We start from the raw sequence: 18,019 nt of genomic DNA on the forward strand, positions 1-18,019 counted from the left end.
ATCAACGTACGTCGACCGCCGCACGGGAGGGGCGCCTTTTCTCCGGGGCGGACGCCGCCCGCCGCACCGCCCGCGAGGGCCACCAGCTCGCCTCGCCCAGCAGCAGCATCGCCGCCGGCAGCACCATGACCCGCACCACGAACGCGTCGATCAGCACGGCCGCCGCCAGGACGAAGCCGATCTGCTTCATCTCGATGATGTGCAGGAAGACGAAGCTGGCGAACACGGTGGTCATCACGACCGCGGCGCTGGTCACCACGCTCGCCGAGGACCGGATACCGTCCAGCACCGCCTGCCGCGTGGGCACCCCGGCGAGTGCCGCCTCGCGGATCCGGCTCACCACGAACACCTGGTAGTCCATCGACAGCCCGAAGAGGATGACGAAGAGGAACAGCGGCACGCGCGACCCGATCGAGCCGGTGGACTCGAAGCCCAGCAGGCCCTCCGCCCAGGTCCCCTGGAAGACCAGCACGAGCAGCCCGAGCGCCGCCGCCGCGGAGAGCAGGTTCAGGGCGACGCCGAGCAGTCCGAGGACCACCGAGCGGAAGGCGTACACGGTCATCCCGAACGTCACCAGCAGCAACGCGCCCAGCACCAGCGGCAGTTTGCCGTTCTGGTGGGCGGGATAGTCGGCGTAGCGGGCGACGTCGCCGCTCACCCCGTACTCGGCGCCGGTGATCCGGCCGACGGTGGCGGGCAGGAAGTCGTCCCGGAGCCGGTGGAGGGAGTCGTACGCCTCCTCGGAGTTGCCGAGGTAGGGCACCTTCAGTTCGAGGGTGCTGGTGCGGTCGTCGGCCGAGGTCCGGATCCGCGACGCCCCGGTGAACAGCGGGTCGGCCTCCGCCCGCCGGGCCACCTCTCGTAGGGCGGCGGTGACCTCCGCCGACCGCGAGGCGTCGGCCCGCACGACGACCTGGTGGGTCACCCGCTGCTCGGGGAACGCCTCGTTGAGCCGGTCGTACACCTGCATCGCGGGAATCGCACGGGAGTGCGTGTCCCGGCTCATCTCGGTGATCTTCAGTCCGGTCAGCGGGACGACCAGCGTCAGCAGCGCCACGACCGATACGCACAGGGTGGCCAGGGGATGCCGGGCCGCGGGTCGCAGCAGCGCGTTCCACATCCGGCCGCCGCCACCTGCGCCCCGCACCCTGCGGACGGGCTTCCCGCGCTCCGCCCGCCGCGATGCCCGGCGTTCCGCCCGCCGCCCCAGCTTCACCAGCAGCGCGGGCAGGGCCGTCAGCGAACTGGCCACCGCCACCAGGACGACCACGATGGTGCCGGTCGCGAGGGACGAGAAGATCACGTCGGAGGCCAGGTACAGCGTGGCCGTGGAGGCGACCACCGCGAACCCGGAGACGACGACCGCCCGCCCCGAGGTCGCCGCGGCCAGCTCCACCAGGGCCTCGGAGGACAGCCGGCCGCCGGAGCGGGCCCGTTCCTCCCGCTCACGCTTGAGGTAGAAGAGCGTGTAGTCGACGCCGACCGCCAGGCCGATCATCAGGATGACGTTGGTGCCGACCCCGGCGTCGGGCGACAGGTGCGAGACGACCATCGACAGCCCGACGGCCGCCGCGATCGACGACAGTGCCAGCAGCAACGGCACCCCGGCCATGGTCACCGACCCGAACACCACCAGCAGCGTCAGCAGGGTGACAGGAAGGGTGATCGCTTCGGACAGCGCCAGGTCCTCACTGCGCTGCTTGTCGACTCCCTTGCTGACGGAGGGACTTCCGGTCTCCTCCAGCAGCAGCCCGGGGTGGCTCTTCTGCACCGCCGCCGTCTGCGCCAGCAGCGCGTCGACCTTGTCCTTGGCGTCCCGCTCCTCGCCCTTCAGCGCCACCTCGACCATGAGGATCCGCCGGTCGTCGGAGAGCAACGGCTCGGCGACGCCCGCCACTTCCGGCAGTCGCCGCATTCGGTCGGTCAGGTCCTCCGCGGCGGCCCGTGCGGTGCCCTGGTCCAGGGCACCGCCCGAACGGGAGGAGATCAGCACCTGTTCGGCGGACCGGCGTTCCAGCTGGGCCTCGGCCGCGAGGGTCTCGGCCCGGCCGGCCTCACCGACCCGGTAGTCCGCCGTCTTCGCGCTGTTGGTGCCGACGGCACTGCCGGCCCCCAGGCACAGCACCACGAACGCCAGCCAGCCGACGATCGCCCGCCAAGGATGTCGCGCACTCCAGCGCGCCACGCGCACAGTCAGTGAATTCATGCCCAAAAGCGTTGCTGAACAGGGCGGTTGCCGGACAGAGGCACTCGGCTGAACCTGCCGTCCACCGTTCGGTGGACCCGGGCCCTGGGGGTGTCCCCACCCCGGCCGGGCGGTCAGCCAGGCTTCAGGACGACGGCCTGGCCGCCCGCCGGGGCCATCGCCACGTCGAGGGTGTCGGCGGCGGTGACGGTCCGGGTGCCGACCACGACCGGCGTCCGGTACGGGTCCGCGCCGGGGGTGCCGTCGGCGTAGACCGTCGCCGTCCAGGTGCCGCCGCCGAGGAAGGAGAGGGGGAGGGACAGGGTGCGGGACGATTCGTTCGTCATGGCGCCCAGGTACCAGGTGGAGCCGTTGCGCCGGGCCACCGCGATGTACTCGCCGATCGCACCGGCGAGTGTGCGGCTCTCGTCCCAGGTCACCGGCACGGCGTTGAACCAGGGCAGGCCGGGCCAGTTCGCCGGGTTGCTGTACTTGGACGGTTTGTCGTACCAGAAGAGGAAGTTGAGCGGCTGGTAGTAGACCGCGGCCATGGCCATCTGGTGGGCGTTGGTCGTCTTGTCGCGGGACTGCCCGTAGCAGATCGTGTAGTCCATCGGGCCGCCGATGTTGCGGGCGAACGGCAGCGTCACGTTGTGCGTGGCGGTCGGGAACTGCTCGTTGCCGCGCACGCCCTCCAGGCTGATCCAGTTCGGGTAGGTCCGCTCGTACCCGAACGGCCGGACGTCGTCGTGCATGTCGATCAGCAGCTCGTACGTCGCGGCCGTCCGTGCCCAGTCGATGATCTGGTCGGTCATCGTCCGCGTGCCGTCGTTGATGAAGCCGAGCTTGATGCCCCGCACGCCCCAGCTCTTGTAGAGCGCGAACAGGGAGTCGGCGTCGGTCAGCGCGAGCCGGTTGACGTAGAGGAAGACGCCGATGCCCCGGCTCGTGGCGTACGAGACGACCGACGGCAGGTCGATGGCGGCGATGGGCCGGGTGGCGTCGGGGGTGCTGAACTCCGGGCCGTACCAGCCGGCGTCGTACTCGATGTACTCCAGGCCCCGGGCCACGGCGAAGTCGACGCCCTGGAGGCCGGCGGCGGTGGTGAGTTCGCAGCGGAAGACCTTGCCGGGCCTGATCCACGAGGTGTCGGGGAGGGCGCTCGGCGGGGCCAGGTTGAGGACCAGCTCGGCGTTGTCGACGAGTTCCGCGTGGGTGGCGCCGATGACCACCGCCCGCCACGGGGTGGCGAAGGGCGTGGTGACGGTCGTGGACGTCTCCACCGGGCCGGTGCCGCGGGCGGTGTGCTCCATGAGGAACGCGGAGAGGGTGTTCGGCTCGCCCGGGACCGAACTCAGCATCAGCCGCGGGTAGGCGACCCGTGACGACTCGCAGACGCAGGCGATGAGACCGCCGGGCAGCGTGGCGGTCAGCGGCAGGTCGGTCAGGGGGCCGTTGTCCGTGGTGGCGGTGCCGGTGACGGGGAGGGAGCCCGGCGCCACGGGCTCGTAGGCGTTCTCGTCGCGGGCGCTGTAGACGGTCGTGCCGTCCGGGAAGACGAACGTCGTCAGCTCGTCGGCGATGGTGGCGGTGCCCTGACCGAGGAGGCGGTAGCGCAGGGCGACGCCCGTCCTGTAGGCGCGGACCTCGACGCCGAACCGGATCCCGGTGGCCCGGTCCGTCAAGTCCCAGCTCTGCTCCTGGTAGTGGTCGGTGACCGTCGCGTTGCGGCCGTAGACCGGGGTCCAGGTGGTGCGTCGGGTGCGGTGCCGCTCCCGGATCACCCGGACGTCCCGGCCGAGGACGGTGCCGTCGTCGAGCCGGAGGCCGAGGGCCGAGGCGGTGACCACCGTCCGCCCGCCGCGGCGGACGGACCAGCGGAGGATGCCGTCCGTGACGGAGAGGGTGACGGAGGTGCCGCCCAGCCGGGCGGTGACGCTCTGCGGCCGGTCACCGCCGGTCGCGGACGCGGCGGGTGCGGCGCCGGTCCCGGCGGCTGGCGGTGCGGCGGCCAGTCCGGCGGCGGCCAGCCCGGCGGTGGCGGCGCCCTTGAGGACCGTCCGGCGGGCCGCCGGCCTCGCGGAGGGTTCTTCCCGGTCTCCCGAAGCTCTCATCGGCAGGGGCCTTCCCTTCGGGTAATGGTGTAGTAACCGTTTTCTTCCGGTGGCGAGTGCAGTTCTACGCGCACCGGCGAAGGCGGGTCAAGACCCCGTCAGAGGCCGAAGAGTTTCGCCGCGTTGTCGTGGCACACGGCCCGCAGCCACGCGTCCCCGAGACCCAGCCGCTCCAGGGCGTGGAGCTGGTCCAGGTACGGGTAGGGGATGTTGGGGAAGTCGGAGCCGAGCAGAATGCGGTCGCCGGCGTCCGCCAGCCGGGGCAGGGCCCGGGGCGGGAACGGCGCGAGCCGCTCGGCGAAGTCGGTGAACGCCATCGTCGTGTCCAGCCGCACCTCCCCGTACCGCTCGGCGAGGTCGAGGAACTCCTCGTACTCGGGCATCCCCATGTGGGCGACGATCAGCCGCAGCCGGGGGTGCTCCGCCAGCACCCGTGCGATCGGCCCGGGGCCGGTGTGCTTGCCGGGCGCGGGGCCGGAGCCGCAGTGGATCACCACGGGAACCCCGGCCTCGGCCAGCACGCCCCACGCCGGGCGGAGCAGCTCGTCGGCCGGGTCGTAGGCCCCCACCTGCACATGCGCCTTGAAGACCCGCGCGCCCGCTTCGACGGCTTCCCGGACGTACGCCTCGACGCCCGGCTCGGGGAACAGGGTCGCGGTGTGCAGACAGTCCGGGGTGCGGCGCGCGAAGTCGGCCGCCCAGCCGTTCAGCCAGCGGGCCATGCCGGGCTTGTGCGGATAGAGCATCGCGGTGAAGGCCCGTACGCCGAACCCCCGGAGGATCTCCGCCCGTTCGGCCTCCGCCTCCCGGTAGGTGATGGGCCACTCCAGTCCGCCGGTGAGCGGCCCGAGCGCGTCGAAGTACTCCCAGACCTTGTTCAGGACCCGCTCGGGCATGAAGTGCGTGTGCACGTCGACGAGGCCGGGGAGCCCGAGCCGACCCCAGAAGCGGCGGATGTCGTCGGGCTCGTCACCGTGATCGTTCATGGTGCACACGATCGGATGGGAGGGGGTGGTGGGGCCAGGGGCGTGGGCGAGGGATTCGTGAGGGATCGGTCACGCCCGCGGCAGCCCACAGCCCCGCCCGTGTGCCGTGACGCGTCAGCCGATGCGGGCGCACAGGTCGTCCGTGCTCCCGTGGAGGAGGTGCACGGACTTGTACCCGGTGGCGCCGATGTCCATCGTGTAGACGCCGTCGACGATGTACAGGCCGCGCGGCAGGGTCCCCCCGCCCTCCCCGACGCCGACGAACACCGGGCCGTGCACGGCCCAGCGCTGTGATCCGTCGCGCCGGTACTCGACGACGGCCGAGCCGCTAGCGTCGGCGTCGTGGGCGGCGCCGGTCAGGGTGTTCGTGACGCGGATGACCAGATCGCCCTGGTAGGCGACCCGCCGCGCGGAGCCGTCGGGGTGGGTGCTCAGCACCCGCCGCACGACCTCGTCGACGACGGGCTCGCCGTGGACGGGGAAGTCGCACCGCGCGCCGGCGGCGACGTCCCACGGTGCGGAGGGCGCGGGCTCCCAGCCGGTCCCGGTCGCGGCGGACGCGGGCTGCGGGCCGAGGAGCACGGCCACGAGTGCCAGGGGGGCGAGGGCGGTTCGGCGCATGGTTCTCCCTGTGCGGAGGGGCGGAAGGACGGTGCGCCGAAGTCTGGCCCCTGCTTCTGACCAAAGCCTCACCACGCCCGGCCCCCGGCCCGCCGCCCGGTTACCCTGCCGGACAGTCATGGATTTCCAGCTGCTCGGTCCGTTCGCCGCCCGTCACGAGGGGCGGCCGGTGCTGCTCGGCAGCCGCCGTCAGGAGCGGTGCCTGCTGGCGGTCCTGCTGCTGCACGCCGGTCACTCCGTCCCGACCGGCCGCCTCATCGACCTCCTCTGGGACGATGCCCCGCCCGCCTCGGCCCGCGCCACCGTCCACACCTACGTCGGCCGGCTCCGCGCCGCACTCCGGCCGTACGGGGTGTCCGTCGAGACCCGGCACGACGGTTACGCCGTGGAGCGGGGCCCGCACCGGATCGACGCGCGGGAGTTCACCGAGCTCGTCGGGCACGCGGCCGACGCCCGTGACCCGGTGGAGCGGATCGGCCGCTACGGCCGTGCCCTCGCGCTCTGGCAGGGCCCCCTGCTCGCGGACGTCGCCGACGACCGGCTGCGCTCCCGGCTCGACGGCGGGCTGGGCGAACTGCGGCTGACGGCGGTGGAACGACGGGCGGAGGCCCAGCTCGGCATGGGACTGCCCGAGCGGGTCGTCGCGGACCTGACGCCGCTGCTCCAGGAGCACCCGGTCCGCGAGCGCCTGGTCGCCGCGCAGATGACCGCCCTGCACCGCACGGGCCGCCGGGCCGAAGCGCTCCGGCTCTACGACCGCACCCGCGCCGTCCTCGCGACCGACCTCGGCATCGACCCGAGCCGCGAACTGCGCACCCTGCACGAGCGGATGCTGAGCGGAGACCCCCGGCTGGACCGGCCGCCCGGGCCCGTCTACGCGGTACGGGTCGACGACCAGTGGCTCCCCTGGAGCACGAGCGGACACCCCGCGCTGGAGTTCTGCAACACCTACGCCGGGTGGGGCGCGGACCGGCTGCCCGGGTCGGAGTGGCTGTCCGGCTACGCCACGTTCGCCGTGTGGGCCGGGCACCTGGACCTGATCGAGGACCGGCAGACCGCCCGGCTCCGGGAACAGGCCTTGCGCCGGCCGGACGAGGCCACCGCCGCCCTCGACGAGGCCCGGCGGTTCCGCACGGACCTGTACGCCTGCCTGACCGACCCCCAGGACGGCCGGGCGTTCAAGGCGGTCGCCGCGGTGGTGCAGGAGGCCGCGGGGCTGGCGGTCCTCACCCGGGGCGAGGACGGCCTGGGCCGCTGGCAGCCGTCCCCGTCCGCCGGACTGCGCCTGCCCCTGCACGCGGTGGCCCGCACGGCGGGCGAACTCCTCACCGACCCCCGCCGCTTCACCGTCCGCACCTGCCCCGCCCCCGACTGCGGCTGGCTGTTCCTCGACGAGAGCGGCCGCCGCAGATGGTGCAGCCTGCGCACGTGCGGGGCGGGACGGGGCTGTGCTGTGAGCTAGGGGCCGATCCGCAGGCGGACCGTCGCCGGTGGACCCCGGCGGCCCGCCGGGCGGGGGCTTCGGAGACCTCAGGCGTGCCGGAACCGGTCCGTCGCCGCCACCACGGCCGCCGTCGAGGAGGTTCCCGACAGCCCGTGTCCCTCGCCGCCGATCAGGACGAGTTCCGCGTCCGGCCACACCTGTGCCAGGTGCCACGCGATGTCCGCAGGCCCGCTGATGTCCATCCGGCCGTGGATCAGCACGCCCGGGATGCCGGCCAGCTTCCCGGCGTCGCGCAGCAGCGCCCCCTCCTCCAGGAAGGCCGCGTGCCGCCAGTAGTGCGTGACGAGCCGGGCGAAGCGCATCCGGAAGCGCGGGTCCTCGTAGCGGGGGTCGGGCCGGTGCCCCGGCAGGGTGGAGACGTGCACGTCCTCCCACCGGCACCATTCCCGCGCGGCCCGCTCCCGTACGGCGGGATCGGGGTCGGCGAGCATCCGGGCGTAGGCGTCCACCAGGCTCCCCTCGCGCTCGGCCTCCGGCACGGCGGCGCGGAACCTGGCCCACTCCTCCGGGAAGATCCGCCCCATGTCCCGGGTGACCCACTCCACCTCGCGGCGCGTGGTGCTGGTGACGCTGAAGAGGACCAGCTCGGACACGGACCCGGGGTGCTGCTCGGCGTAGGCCAGGGCGAGGGTGACGCCCCAGGAGCCGCCGAGGACCAGCCACGTCCCGATGCCGAGGTGCTCCCGCAACAGCTCGATGTCCGCCATGAGATGGTGCGTGGTGTTGGCGGCGAGCGAGGTCCCGGGATCGGCCGCGTCGGGCGTGCTCCGCCCGCACCCGCGCTGGTCGAGCAGCACGATGCGGTACGCCGCCGGGTCGAACAGCCGCCGCCAGAACGGCCCCGCCCCGGACCCGGGCCCGCCGTGCAGCACGAGGGCGGGCTTGCCCGCGGGGTTCCCGCAGGCCTCCCAGTACACGCGGTTGCCGTCGCCGACGTCGAGCATGCCGTGCGCGTACGGCTCGATGCCGGGCGGATAACGCTCGGGCATGCGCGATGTCCTCCCCCGACCTGACTCGGATGATCTGCCTCGGACGAACCCGGGATGTAACAGCGCTGTTAGATTATCAAGGTGAGGAATCAACCGGATCCGGCCGCCGTGGGGACGCTGCTCCGCCACGTCCTGGAGCTGCTCGACGGCGATGTGGCCGCGTTCTGCGAGGAGCAGGGCATGGCCGGGTACCGGCCCCGCTTCTCCCCGGTCGTCCGTGCGCTCGTGGCGCACGGACCGCTCTCCGTGCGCGACCTGGCCGAGGCCATCGGCGTCACGCACTCGGCGGCGAGCCAGACCGCGGCCCAGATGGCCCGCGCGGGCCTGGTCGTCCACACCCCCGATCCGCTGGACGCCCGCCGCCGGCTGGTCGGCCTCACGGCCGAGGCCCGGTCGCTGCTGCCGCGGATCGAGGCGGAGTGGGAGGCGACGGCCGCGGCGATGGCCGAGCTGGACGCGGAACTGTCGATGCCGCTGGGGGAGTTGCTGGCCGAGGTCGCGCAGGCGGTGGGACGGCGGCCGTTCCGGGAACGGGTAGCGGCGGCTCGCCGGACCATGTGACCGGGGGCCGGCCCGCCGGGTCGGCCGACAGGGGGCAGGAGGTTTCCGGCCCCCTGGAGTACCCACTTTTTTGTGGGGACTTGGCAGTGCGCCGGTGCCGCGCGAACCTGGTGGTGGGCGGCCGGTGAGGCACAGGATCCACAAGGGACGGAGGTGGCACCCGCCTCAGGAGGCCGACCGGGCGGCCTCGGCGAGATTCTCCAGGTGCCGGTGGCCCCAGTCGGACAACGGCGCCAGCGCTTCGGAGAGTTCACGGCCGAACGCGGTCAGGGAGTAGACCGTCTTCGGCGGCAGCACGTCGTACACCTCCCGGTGCACCAGCCCGTCCGCGGCCATCTCCCGCAAGGCCTCGGTCAGCACCTTCTCTGACAGGCCCGGCAGCTGCCGGCGCAGCTCCGCCGGGCGGTGCGGTCCCGACTCCAGCAGCCAGAGCAGGGCCGTCTTCCACTTGCCGTCGACCACCGCGATCGCGGCGGTCACCCCGCACACGTCCGGATCCTGCCGCCGTCGCGTCATGTCCGCCCCTTTTCTTATGCATTGTCACTGTCATGCAGAGCAACCGCCCTGCGCACCAGAGGAGTTCACGATGACTTCGTACAGCGCTTCCACCGCCCCGGCGCATTCCGCCCGGCGGCCCGCCGGTCACCGGGTCACCACGGTCACCGTCCTCGGTCTCGGCCCGATGGGCCGTGCCCTGGCCGGCGCGCTCGTCGACGCGGGCCTGCGCACCACCGTCTGGAACCGCACCCCGGGCCGGGACCGGGAACTGCTCGGCCGTGGTGCAGCGGGCGCGGCCTCCGCGGCGGAAGCGGTGGCGGCGAGCGAGGTGACCGTCGTCTGCGTGGTGAACTACGACGCCGCCGACGCCGTGCTGCGCCAGGACGGGGTCGCGGCGGCCCTCAAGGGCCGTACGGTCGTGAACCTGACCGCCGACACCCCGGCCCGGGCCCGCGACACCGCCGACTGGGCCGCGGAGCACGGCGTCCGCTACCTCGACGGCGCGATCATGACCCCGACGACCACCATCGGCACGCCCGACGCGGTGTTCCTGTACAGCGGTCCGGAGGACCTCTACGAGGAAGTCGCCTCCGTACGACAGGCGTTGGGCGGTTCGCACACCCACCTCGGCGCGGATCCGGGCCGGGCCGCCGCCTACGACATCGCCCTGCTCGACATCTTCTGGACGGCGATGTCGGGCTACGCGCACGCCCTGGCGGTGGCCCGGGCCGAGGGCGTCACCGCGACCGAACTGGCCCCCTTCGCCCAGGGCATCGGCGCCATCCTCCCGCCGCTGTTCGCGGAGACCGCCGCGGACGCCGACGCCGGAACCTACTCCGGCGACGGCAACCCGCTCACCTCGGCCGCGTCGTCCATGTCCCACATCGTCCACGTCTCCGAATCGCACGGCATCGACGCCGGCGTCATGCGCGCGGCCGAGGGCATGGCCCGCCGCACCATCGGGCTGGGCCACGGGCAGGACGGCTTCCTCCGCATCGCGGAGATCATCGGACGACGGTGACGGCTCTCGGGTCCTTTCACCCGCCCGCGTCGGGCGCTCATCGTGAAAGGACCCCTAAGCCGGGCCGCCGGGCACGCCGAACGCGCGTCGGCACTGCGCGAGGAGCCCCCGCACCGCAGGGCTCCGCCCGCTGCGCCAGACCAGGGCGAGCAGCGCCGGTGTCCGGACGTCGTCGATGGTGCGGACGACGACCCGGTCGCCCCGGCCCGCGGCCATCGACGCGCTGAGGACGGCGACGCCGAGCCCGCGGGCCGCGAGGTCCACGACGGCGTCCGCGGCGCCGGCCTGCACCGCGATCCGGGGCCGCAGGTCCCGCGCGGCGCAGGCCCCGTCGAAGACGGTCCGCAGGCCGGTGCCCGGCGGCATGCACACGATCGGATGGGCGGCGACGTCCCGCAGCACCACCCGCCGCCGCGACGCCAGGGGGTGACCGTCCGGAACCACCACGACGAGCCGCTCGCTGATGATCGTCAGGGCCTCCAGCCCTTCGGGGGCCGCGGCCGTCCCGACGAGGGCCACGTCGACCGTGCCGGGGCGGACCGCCTCGACGAGCCGGTCCGAGTTGTCCTCCAGCAGGGAGATCTCCACTCCCGGATGGGCCCGGTGGAACGCGGCGAGGGCGTCGAACAGGGGTGTGACGGTGCAGCCGATGACCATGCCGACGACGAGCGTGCCCCGGATCAGGCCGGTCACCTCCCCCACCGCCTGGCCGACGGCCCCGGCCGCGGCGAGCGTCGCCCGGGCGTGGTCGAGCGCAGCCCTGCCCGCGTCGGTGAGCGTCACGGTGCGCGCGGTCCGGTCGAAGAGCTCGGCGCCGAGCTCCCGCTCCAACTGGCGGATCTGGGCGCTGACTCCGGACTGGCTGATGTGCACCCGCTCGGCGGCCCGGGTGAAGTTCCGCTCCTCGGCGACCGCGACGAAGTACTCCAACTGCCTCAGTTCCATGACTGCTGATTCTAGTTTCGATCAGTTCCATCTGTTGGACTTCTGATCACCCCGGAGTGAGGCTGGAAGCACCGAGGAAGCCCGATCGCAGGAGGACCCCGTGCCGGAGTACGCGAAGGCCATGCGCCCCGAGGACATCACCCGTCTGTTCGTCGAGCGCTCCAACGCCGGCGACGCGGCCGGAGTCGCCGCGCTGTACGCCGAGGACGCGGTCCTGGCCTACCCGCCCGGCCGGCGCACGGTGGGCCGCGAAGCGATCCGCACCCTCTGGGAGAAGGTCCTGGCCGACCGCCCGCACTTCGAACCCGAAGAGCCCCTGCCGACCCTGGTCCACGGCGACATCGCCCTCACCTCCACCCCGCCGAAGGACGGGGCGGGGGCCCGGGCGCAGGTGGTCCGCAGGCAGGCGGACGGAAGCTGGCTGCGGGTGCTGGACCAGCCGGAGTTCGTCCCGCCGGTCCCCTGATCCGACACCGAGGGGGCAGGACACGACGGCGCCCCCGCCCGCCATCGGATGCCGATGACGGGCGGGGGCGCGGACAGAAGGCCGGGCGGGACGCGAAGCGCTAGCCGCCGGTCACCTCAGTGACCCTCCAGCGCTGGTTGGAGCCGGAGTTCGGCTGCCAGACGCCCACGGAGGCGCCGTCGTTCGTGGACTGGCCCCCGACGTCCGGGAGCTGGCCCGTCGCCGCGTTCACCAGCGTCCAGGTGCCGTCGCCGGTCGTGGACGCGATCCACTGCGCGGCGGCGTCGCGTCGGCCCGCGTCGGGTTCGGCGACCAGGGCGCCGTCACGGACGGCCAGGCGCTTGTCCGAGCCGGTCTCGGTGAGGACGTAGCGCTTGCGGTTGTCCTCGCCGCGGATCTGCTCGACCCGCCACTGCTGACCGCTGGGGTCGGAGGCGTTCGGGGTCTTGATGACCAGGCCCGTGCCGTTGCCGGCGATGCTGAGGTCCTTGCCGCTCTGGACGCCGGTCAGGCGGTAGGTGTGGCCCTTGCGCAGCTCGGCCGCGTCCTTCGCGACACCCGAGACGCCCTTGACGAGGAAGGACGTCACCGACTGCGCGGGCACCGTGAGGGTGGCCTGCTTGCCGGTCACGCGGACGGGCTTGTGCTTCTCCAGCTTGCCGTCGGCGCTGGTCACCACCGGGGTGACCGTGGCGCGGGAGGAGACGCGGCCGAACTTCGACAGGTCGAGCGTGACGTCGTGCGCCTCGGTGGCGCTGTTGACGTGGACGACGGTCGCCGCGTCGCCCTTGCGGGAGACCGCCGCGGTGCTGGACGTGTCGTTCGTCTTGATCAGCCGGTCGCCGGGCTTGATGAAGTGCGTGAAGTTGCGGGCCGTGTCGAACTTGGTGTTGGTGTAGATCGGGCAGGACTTCAGGGTGTCCTTCGAGGTGCAGCTGAACGGGAGCTGGATCTCGCCCCAGTTGCCGCCCTTGGCGGACTCGCCGCCCGGCTTCATGTTGTCGTAGTCCTCGACGGGCTGCCAGAACACCCAGGCCTTGGGCTCCAGTTCCCGCAGGTCGTCCACCATGCGCTGGGCGAGGCCCAGGCCGGGCCGCATGTCCGTGAAGCTCTGGCCGTCGCCCCAGTCGCCCTCGACCTCGCTCATCCACAGCGGCTTGTCGGCGGCCTTGGCCAGGTCGCGGACGGTGGTGCGCTGACCGGTGCCGTAGGTGTGGACGTTCATCTGGGCGACGAGGTCGCGGACCTCCTGGGGGTAGGAGTTCCAGTTCGTCGCGAAGGTGCCGGGGTTGGTCTCGTCCATCGCGGATATCTCCGCGTGCGAACGGGACTTCTCCAGGACCGGGGCCAGCGCGCGGAGCACCTTCTGCTGGAGCTCGGGGCCGATGTGGGCGCCCTCCTGGCGTCCGCCGACCGGCTCGCCGTCCGGGCCGAGCTTGGTGCCCCAGTAGTTGGTGTTCGGCTCGTTGAACGGGTCGAGCGTGTCGACCTTGATGCCGTGCGCCTTCTCGAGACGCTCGGTGGCCCCCACCAGGTACTCGGCGAAGTCGTCGACCGAGTCGGTCTTGAGCTGGTCCTTGCCCGCGTCGAAGTTGCCGGAGACGTAGCCGCTCTCGGTCATGAACCAGGGCGGGGAGTTGCTGAAGGTCTCCCAGTGGGTGATGTCCTTCTTGATGCGGTCGACCCACCAGCGCTGCGTTTTGTCGGCGTTCTTGTTCCAGTCGGCCGGGTCGTCCGCGTCCCACCAGTCGACGTCCTCGCGGGTGGTGCCCGCCGGGGCCTTCCACCAGCCCTCGACGGCGCCGCCGGCCCGCAGGTAGTCCTTGACGTCGGGGGCGTTGCCGCCGCCGATGTTGTAGCGGGCGATGTTCAGGTTGAGACCGTCGTCGCCGAAGAGGAGCTTGTAGAGCTTCTCGCGGACCGCGGGCGGGTAGTCGCCGGTGGCGTTCGCGAACCAGACCAGGCTCGTGCCCCAGCCCTCGAACTTGTCCCCCGCGTAGGAGGGGTCGGGCCGGACGGTGACGCCGGCAGCGGCGGCCTGGGCCGGCTCGGCGTGCGCGGCGGGCAGGGTCGTCGTGGCCAGGAGGGTTCCGGTCGCCACGGCGGTGACGCCGATGGCCCCGAGGAGCCTTCTCTTACGGGTGCGGTGTGCCATCTCGAGTACTCCAGCTCGTGCGACCGGTGCGGGCTTCTGGTGCGGTCTGACGCTTTCTCGTACGGTTTCGACTAGGCAATGTTTACGTAAACATCCACTGGCGGGATGTCTACACTGTCCGAATCTCAGGGGTCAAGGACTCGTGCCGGACCGAAAATTGCGCCGGGTGCGCGGCGAGGGGAACGAGGGGCGGGTGGGCACCGTGGGCGGGGAGAGCGAACCGGGGGGCGCGAGCCGTACGAGAAGACGTGCGGCCCGGCCCCGCCAGGGCGCGTCCATGGCGGACGTCGCCCAGCTCGCCGGGGTCTCCTCCCAGACCGTCTCCCGCGTCTCGAACGGCTTCCCGGGCGTCACCGAGGACACCCGTGCGCAGGTCCTGGCCGCCATGCGGGAGCTGGGCTACCGCCCCAACAGTGCGGCCCGGGCGCTGCGCCGGGGCGAGTTCCGCACCCTCGGCGTGATCACCTTCTCCCTGTCCACGATGGGCAACATCCGCACCCTGGAGGCCATCGCCACCTCCGCCGCCGAGCACGGGTACGCCGTCACCCTGCTGCCGGTGGCCGTCCCGACCCAGGACGAGGTGAACGGTGCCTTCTCCCGGCTGGGCGAGCTCGCCGTGGACGCCGTCATCGTCATCATGGAGATCCACCTGCTCGACGCGGCGACGGTGTCCCCGCCGCCCGGTGTGCAGGTCGTGGTGGCCGATTCCGACGCCGGCGACCGCTACACCGTCGTCGACACCGACCAGGCGGGCGGCGCCCGGGACGCCGTACGGCACCTGCTGGACCTCGGTCACGACACGGTGTGGCACCTGGCCGGTCCCGAGGGCTCCTTCGCCGCCCAGCGCCGCGCCAACGCCTGGCGCACCACCCTCACCGGGGCGGGCCGCACCCCGCCGCCCCTGGTTCGCGGCGACTGGTCGGCCGCCTCCGGCTACCGGGCGGGCCTGCTCCTCGCCGACGAGCCGGAGTGCACGGCGGTCTTCGCGGCCAACGACCAGATGGCCCTGGGCCTGCTCCGCGCCCTGCACGAACGCGGCCGCCGCGTCCCCGGCGACATCAGCGTCGTCGGCTTCGACGACATCCCCGAGTCCGCGGACTTCCTCCCGCCGCTCACCACGATCCACCAGGACTTCGCCGAGGTGGGGCGGCTGTGCGTGGAGGGGGTGCTCAGCAAGATGCGGCAGGACGGGGTGGAGCACGGGACGACGACGCTGGTGCCGACGCGGCTGGTGCGACGGGCGAGTACGGCGGCGCCGCGGCCCGGGCGGTGAGGCGGCGACGCCCTCGGCAGCGGACCGGGCGCCGCGGCGCGTCCGCACTCGGAAGGCGTGGCATCCGGGTCGGGGTCTGATGACCGCGGGTAGGGCCTCGTGGCCGAGGGCGGCAGGGGGCCGGTCGGTCACTTCCCGTGTCCCGCCCCGTCGGCGGACGGCGGCACCGGGGCGGGTGATCGCGGCGGGCGGCGGCGCCATCGTCGCCACCGCCTCCGAGGCGTCGCTGCGCGGCAGCGCCGCGGGCGCGGCGTGCACGGTCCCCCAGCGAGGCAGGGTCCGGCTCCGCCGTGCAGGGCGAGGTGCTGTTCACCGTGGACGTCGAGCACCGCAGGCTGTGGTCGGTGTCCCTGACCACGGGCGAGCGCCGCGTCGAGGCCGAGGGCCTGGCGGTCGGGCTCCGCGGGGCGTCGAACACCACCCCGACCGGCCCTCTTCGCCCACGGCGTCCCCGGCGTGGCCCCGCGCTTCGCAGGCCTCGCCGCGGTCCCGGAGGGCTCCCTGCTCCTGTCGTCGAACGGGGAGCGCACGGTGCCGCGGCCGCCGCCGAGCCCGTAGGGCCCGGCGGCCGGTTCAGCGGCGGCGGCCCCGGGACGGCCTGCCGCGCCGTCCGTTCGAGGCGGAACCCGTGCGCGCCGGGGGCTTCTCGGCGGGCGGCGGGGTGAGGACGACGGGCACGCCCGACGGCTCCTGCGCCCCGGTGATGCGGCTCAGTTCGTCTTCGTCCGAGCGGACCCGGGTGACCTGCGGGGTGATCCCGGCGTCGGACATCAGCCGGGTCATCTCACGCCGCTGGTGGGGCAGGACCAGCGTGACGACGGTGCCGGACTCGCCGGCCCGGGCCGTACGGCCGCCCCGGTGCAGGTAGTCCTTGTGGTCGCCGGGCGGGTCCACGTTGACGACGAGGTCGAGGTTGTCGACGTGGATGCCGCGGGCGGCGACGTTGGTGGCCACCAGAACCGTGACCTGTCCGTCCTTGAAGCGGGCCAGGGTCTTGGTCCGCTGCGACTGCGACTTGCCGCCGTGCAGGGCCATGGCGCGCACGCCGACGGCGAGCAGCTTCTTGGCGAGCCGGTCGGCGGCGTGCTTGGTGTCGAGGAACATGATCACGCGTCCGTCGCGGGCGGCGATCCGGGTCGTGGTGGCGTGCTTGTCGTCGTCCTCCACGTGCAGCAGGTGATGCTCCATCGTGGTGACCGCGCCCGCGGACGGGTCGACGGAGTGGACCACCGGGTCGTGCAGGTAGGTGCGGACGAGCCGGTCGACGTTGCGGTCGAGGGTGGCCGAGAAGAGCATCCGCTGACCGCCGGGCCGCACCTGGTCGAGCAGGGCGGTGACCTGCGGCATGAAGCCCATGTCGGTCATCTGGTCGGCCTCGTCGAGGACCGTGATGTCGACGTGGTCCAGGCGGCAGTCACCCCGGTCTATGAGGTCCTTGAGCCGGCCGGGGGTCGCGACGACGACCTCGGCGCCGGTGCGCAGCGCGTTCGCCTGCCGGCCGATCGGCAGTCCGCCGACGACCGTGGCGAGCCGCAGCCGCAGCGCGCGGGCGAACGGGGTGAGGGCGTCGGTGACCTGCTGCGCCAGCTCGCGGGTGGGCACGAGGACGAGGGCCAGGGGCTGCCGGGCCTCGGCCTTCCGCCCGTCGACGCGGGCGAGCAGGGCGAGCCCGAAGGCGAGCGTCTTGCCCGAGCCGGTGCGCCCGCGGCCGAGGACGTCCCGGCCGGCCAGCGAGTTGGGCAGGGTGGCCGCCTGGATCGGGAACGGCGCGGTCAGGCCCTCGGCGCGCAGCGCGGCCTGGAGCCGCTCGGGCAGGTCGAGGTCGCCGAACGCCTCGACGGCGGGCAGCGCCGGGGTGACGGTGGCGGGCGGTGCGAACTCCCGGCTGGGGGCGGGGCGGCGCCCTGCGCGTCCGCCGCCCGCGGGGCGGGCGGCGCTGCCCGCGCCGCCGGACTTGCGGGGCCGGTACCCGTTACCGCGGGAATGGGGAGAGCCGTTGTTCTTGCGAGCGGTGCGGTCCATGCGGAACCTTCCTCGATGCGGCACGCGTCGAGGAATGCGCGGCGGCACCGAAGGGCCGCTGGATTCGCAAGAGTTGAGCCGGTGAAGAGCAAAACGAGCCGGGGCCCGCACCGCGAGGGTGCGGGCCCCGGTTCAGGGCGTTCGCGTACGCGTCAGGCGGGAACGATGTTCTCGGCCTGCGGGCCCTTCTGGCCCTGCGTGACGTCGAAGGTGACCTTCTGGCCTTCCTGGAGCTCACGGAAGCCCGAGGTGGCGATGTTCGAGTAGTGGGCGAAGACGTCCGGGCCGCCACCCTCCTGCTCGATGAAGCCGAAGCCCTTTTCCGAGTTGAACCACTTCACGGTGCCGGTAGCCATATGAATCTCCCTTGAGAGGCAGTACTCAGGGCCCGCACCTTGCGGACCCGTAGTCGCCGATCTGATCACCCTAAGGAGATCCGAGAATCCTCGGAAACAAAAAAGAGTGCTCGTCGACAAAAGGTCGAAAGAGCACTCGAAGTCTCTGGGAACCAAAACTGCAACGCCAGCCAAGGTAGCACAGGCCCGGCTGGATGGCCCGGCAATCTCGTACCCGGGGTGGAGCGGCGCGTCCCGTCGTACTGCGTTTCGAGTACCCGAGATTGTCGGCAGGCGCACGACGACGGGACGACCCGCTCCCGGACAGGCTTGGCAGACGTCCG

15 protein-coding genes are annotated in these 18,019 nt (G+C 72.8%); 5 read left to right on the top strand and 10 right to left on the bottom strand.

From position 1 onward, the window contains the following. Position 1 precedes the first annotated feature (1 nt). The 4 genes from AB0E85_RS13550 to AB0E85_RS13565 form a co-directional block, all read right to left on the bottom strand. On the bottom strand, positions 2 to 2,206 hold the full coding sequence (locus tag AB0E85_RS13550) for an MMPL family transporter (protein ID WP_361925743.1): 2,205 nt from the start codon (positions 2,204 to 2,206) through the stop codon (positions 2 to 4). 113 nt (positions 2,207 to 2,319) lie between these two features. Further along, entirely contained in the window at positions 2,320 to 4,299 is a 1,980-nt protein-coding gene (locus AB0E85_RS13555) for a glycoside hydrolase family 97 catalytic domain-containing protein (RefSeq protein WP_361925745.1), read from the bottom strand. Between the two features lie 98 nt (positions 4,300 to 4,397). Beyond that, entirely contained in the window at positions 4,398 to 5,285 is an 888-nt protein-coding gene (locus tag AB0E85_RS13560; protein ID WP_361925747.1) for an amidohydrolase family protein, read from the bottom strand. A gap of 114 nt (positions 5,286 to 5,399) precedes the next feature. Then, positions 5,400 to 5,906, bottom strand: coding sequence for a hypothetical protein (locus tag AB0E85_RS13565; protein WP_361925749.1), 507 nt, complete (start codon positions 5,904 to 5,906; stop codon positions 5,400 to 5,402). 118 nt (positions 5,907 to 6,024) lie between these two features. Here AB0E85_RS13565 and AB0E85_RS13570 point away from each other — a divergent pair, with 118 nt between their 5' ends. Then, the gene (locus AB0E85_RS13570; RefSeq protein WP_361925751.1) at positions 6,025 to 7,368 is read left to right on the top strand and encodes a BTAD domain-containing putative transcriptional regulator; all 1,344 of its coding nucleotides are present in this window, start codon (positions 6,025 to 6,027) and stop codon (positions 7,366 to 7,368) included. Between the two features lie 68 nt (positions 7,369 to 7,436). Here the strand turns inward: AB0E85_RS13570 and pip are convergent, their stop codons facing one another. Then, on the bottom strand, positions 7,437 to 8,399 hold the full coding sequence (pip, locus tag AB0E85_RS13575; protein ID WP_361925753.1) for a prolyl aminopeptidase: 963 nt from the start codon (positions 8,397 to 8,399) through the stop codon (positions 7,437 to 7,439). 81 nt (positions 8,400 to 8,480) lie between these two features. On the opposite strand from pip, the gene AB0E85_RS13580 reads away from it, so the two are divergent. Continuing rightward, positions 8,481 to 8,960 carry a MarR family transcriptional regulator gene (locus AB0E85_RS13580; RefSeq protein WP_361925755.1) on the top strand — a complete coding sequence of 160 codons (480 nt, stop codon included), beginning with the start codon at positions 8,481 to 8,483 and terminating at the stop codon, positions 8,958 to 8,960. Between the two features lie 165 nt (positions 8,961 to 9,125). On the opposite strand, the gene AB0E85_RS13585 is transcribed toward AB0E85_RS13580, so the two are convergent. Beyond that, positions 9,126 to 9,476: a helix-turn-helix domain-containing protein gene (locus tag AB0E85_RS13585; protein WP_361925757.1), complete on the bottom strand. Its 351-nt coding sequence runs from the start codon at positions 9,474 to 9,476 to the stop codon at positions 9,126 to 9,128. A 70-nt stretch (positions 9,477 to 9,546) separates the two neighbouring features. Between AB0E85_RS13585 and AB0E85_RS13590 the strand changes: the two genes are divergently transcribed. Further along, positions 9,547 to 10,479 carry an NAD(P)-binding domain-containing protein gene (locus AB0E85_RS13590; RefSeq protein WP_361925759.1) on the top strand — a complete coding sequence of 311 codons (933 nt, stop codon included), beginning with the start codon at positions 9,547 to 9,549 and terminating at the stop codon, positions 10,477 to 10,479. Between the two features lie 54 nt (positions 10,480 to 10,533). Here the strand turns inward: AB0E85_RS13590 and AB0E85_RS13595 are convergent, their stop codons facing one another. Then, a complete protein-coding gene (locus AB0E85_RS13595; RefSeq protein WP_361925761.1) occupies positions 10,534 to 11,424 on the bottom strand; it encodes a LysR substrate-binding domain-containing protein in 891 nt (296 codons plus the stop codon). 100 nt (positions 11,425 to 11,524) lie between these two features. Here AB0E85_RS13595 and AB0E85_RS13600 point away from each other — a divergent pair, with 100 nt between their 5' ends. After that, complete coding sequence (locus AB0E85_RS13600; protein WP_361925763.1) at positions 11,525 to 11,890, top strand: SgcJ/EcaC family oxidoreductase; 366 nt, start codon at positions 11,525 to 11,527, stop codon at positions 11,888 to 11,890. 100 nt (positions 11,891 to 11,990) lie between these two features. Here the strand turns inward: AB0E85_RS13600 and AB0E85_RS13605 are convergent, their stop codons facing one another. Further along, entirely contained in the window at positions 11,991 to 14,045 is a 2,055-nt protein-coding gene (locus AB0E85_RS13605; RefSeq protein WP_361925765.1) for a glycoside hydrolase, read from the bottom strand. A 277-nt stretch (positions 14,046 to 14,322) separates the two neighbouring features. Between AB0E85_RS13605 and AB0E85_RS13610 the strand changes: the two genes are divergently transcribed. Next, positions 14,323 to 15,318: a LacI family DNA-binding transcriptional regulator gene (locus AB0E85_RS13610; RefSeq protein ID WP_361925913.1), complete on the top strand. Its 996-nt coding sequence runs from the start codon at positions 14,323 to 14,325 to the stop codon at positions 15,316 to 15,318. A 573-nt stretch (positions 15,319 to 15,891) separates the two neighbouring features. Here the strand turns inward: AB0E85_RS13610 and AB0E85_RS13615 are convergent. Beyond that, positions 15,892 to 17,340 carry a DEAD/DEAH box helicase gene (locus tag AB0E85_RS13615; RefSeq protein WP_361925767.1) on the bottom strand — a complete coding sequence of 483 codons (1,449 nt, stop codon included), beginning with the start codon at positions 17,338 to 17,340 and terminating at the stop codon, positions 15,892 to 15,894. Positions 17,341 to 17,492: 152 nt separating this feature from the next. Beyond that, positions 17,493 to 17,696 (bottom strand): cold-shock protein, encoded by a 204-nt coding sequence (locus AB0E85_RS13620; RefSeq protein WP_003991681.1) that lies wholly within the window; start codon positions 17,694 to 17,696, stop codon positions 17,493 to 17,495. Between the last annotated feature and the right edge of the window lie 323 nt (positions 17,697 to 18,019).

Source organism: Streptomyces sp. NPDC029044 (genome assembly GCF_040637495.1).
GTDB lineage: Bacteria > Actinomycetota > Actinomycetes > Streptomycetales > Streptomycetaceae > Streptomyces.

What these genes read in the sequence shown, in the direction of transcription:
- AB0E85_RS13610 (WP_361925913.1), top strand. Translation starts at nt 14,323, where the DNA reads ATGGCGGACGTCGCCCAGCTCGCCGGGGTCTCCTCCCAGACCGTCTCC.
- AB0E85_RS13620 (WP_003991681.1), bottom strand. Translation starts at nt 17,696, where the DNA reads ATGGCTACCGGCACCGTGAAGTGGTTCAACTCGGAAAAGGGCTTCGGC.
- AB0E85_RS13565 (WP_361925749.1), bottom strand. Translation starts at nt 5,906, where the DNA reads ATGCGCCGAACCGCCCTCGCCCCCCTGGCACTCGTGGCCGTGCTCCTC.
- AB0E85_RS13590 (WP_361925759.1), top strand. Translation starts at nt 9,547, where the DNA reads ATGACTTCGTACAGCGCTTCCACCGCCCCGGCGCATTCCGCCCGGCGG.
- AB0E85_RS13570 (WP_361925751.1), top strand. Translation starts at nt 6,025, where the DNA reads ATGGATTTCCAGCTGCTCGGTCCGTTCGCCGCCCGTCACGAGGGGCGG.
- AB0E85_RS13550 (WP_361925743.1), bottom strand. Translation starts at nt 2,206, where the DNA reads ATGAATTCACTGACTGTGCGCGTGGCGCGCTGGAGTGCGCGACATCCT.
- AB0E85_RS13555 (WP_361925745.1), bottom strand. Translation starts at nt 4,299, where the DNA reads ATGAGAGCTTCGGGAGACCGGGAAGAACCCTCCGCGAGGCCGGCGGCC.
- AB0E85_RS13615 (WP_361925767.1), bottom strand. Translation starts at nt 17,340, where the DNA reads ATGGACCGCACCGCTCGCAAGAACAACGGCTCTCCCCATTCCCGCGGT.
- AB0E85_RS13595 (WP_361925761.1), bottom strand. Translation starts at nt 11,424, where the DNA reads ATGGAACTGAGGCAGTTGGAGTACTTCGTCGCGGTCGCCGAGGAGCGG.
- pip (WP_361925753.1), bottom strand. Translation starts at nt 8,399, where the DNA reads ATGCCCGAGCGTTATCCGCCCGGCATCGAGCCGTACGCGCACGGCATG.
- AB0E85_RS13585 (WP_361925757.1), bottom strand. Translation starts at nt 9,476, where the DNA reads ATGACGCGACGGCGGCAGGATCCGGACGTGTGCGGGGTGACCGCCGCG.
- AB0E85_RS13605 (WP_361925765.1), bottom strand. Translation starts at nt 14,045, where the DNA reads ATGGCACACCGCACCCGTAAGAGAAGGCTCCTCGGGGCCATCGGCGTC.
- AB0E85_RS13560 (WP_361925747.1), bottom strand. Translation starts at nt 5,285, where the DNA reads ATGAACGATCACGGTGACGAGCCCGACGACATCCGCCGCTTCTGGGGT.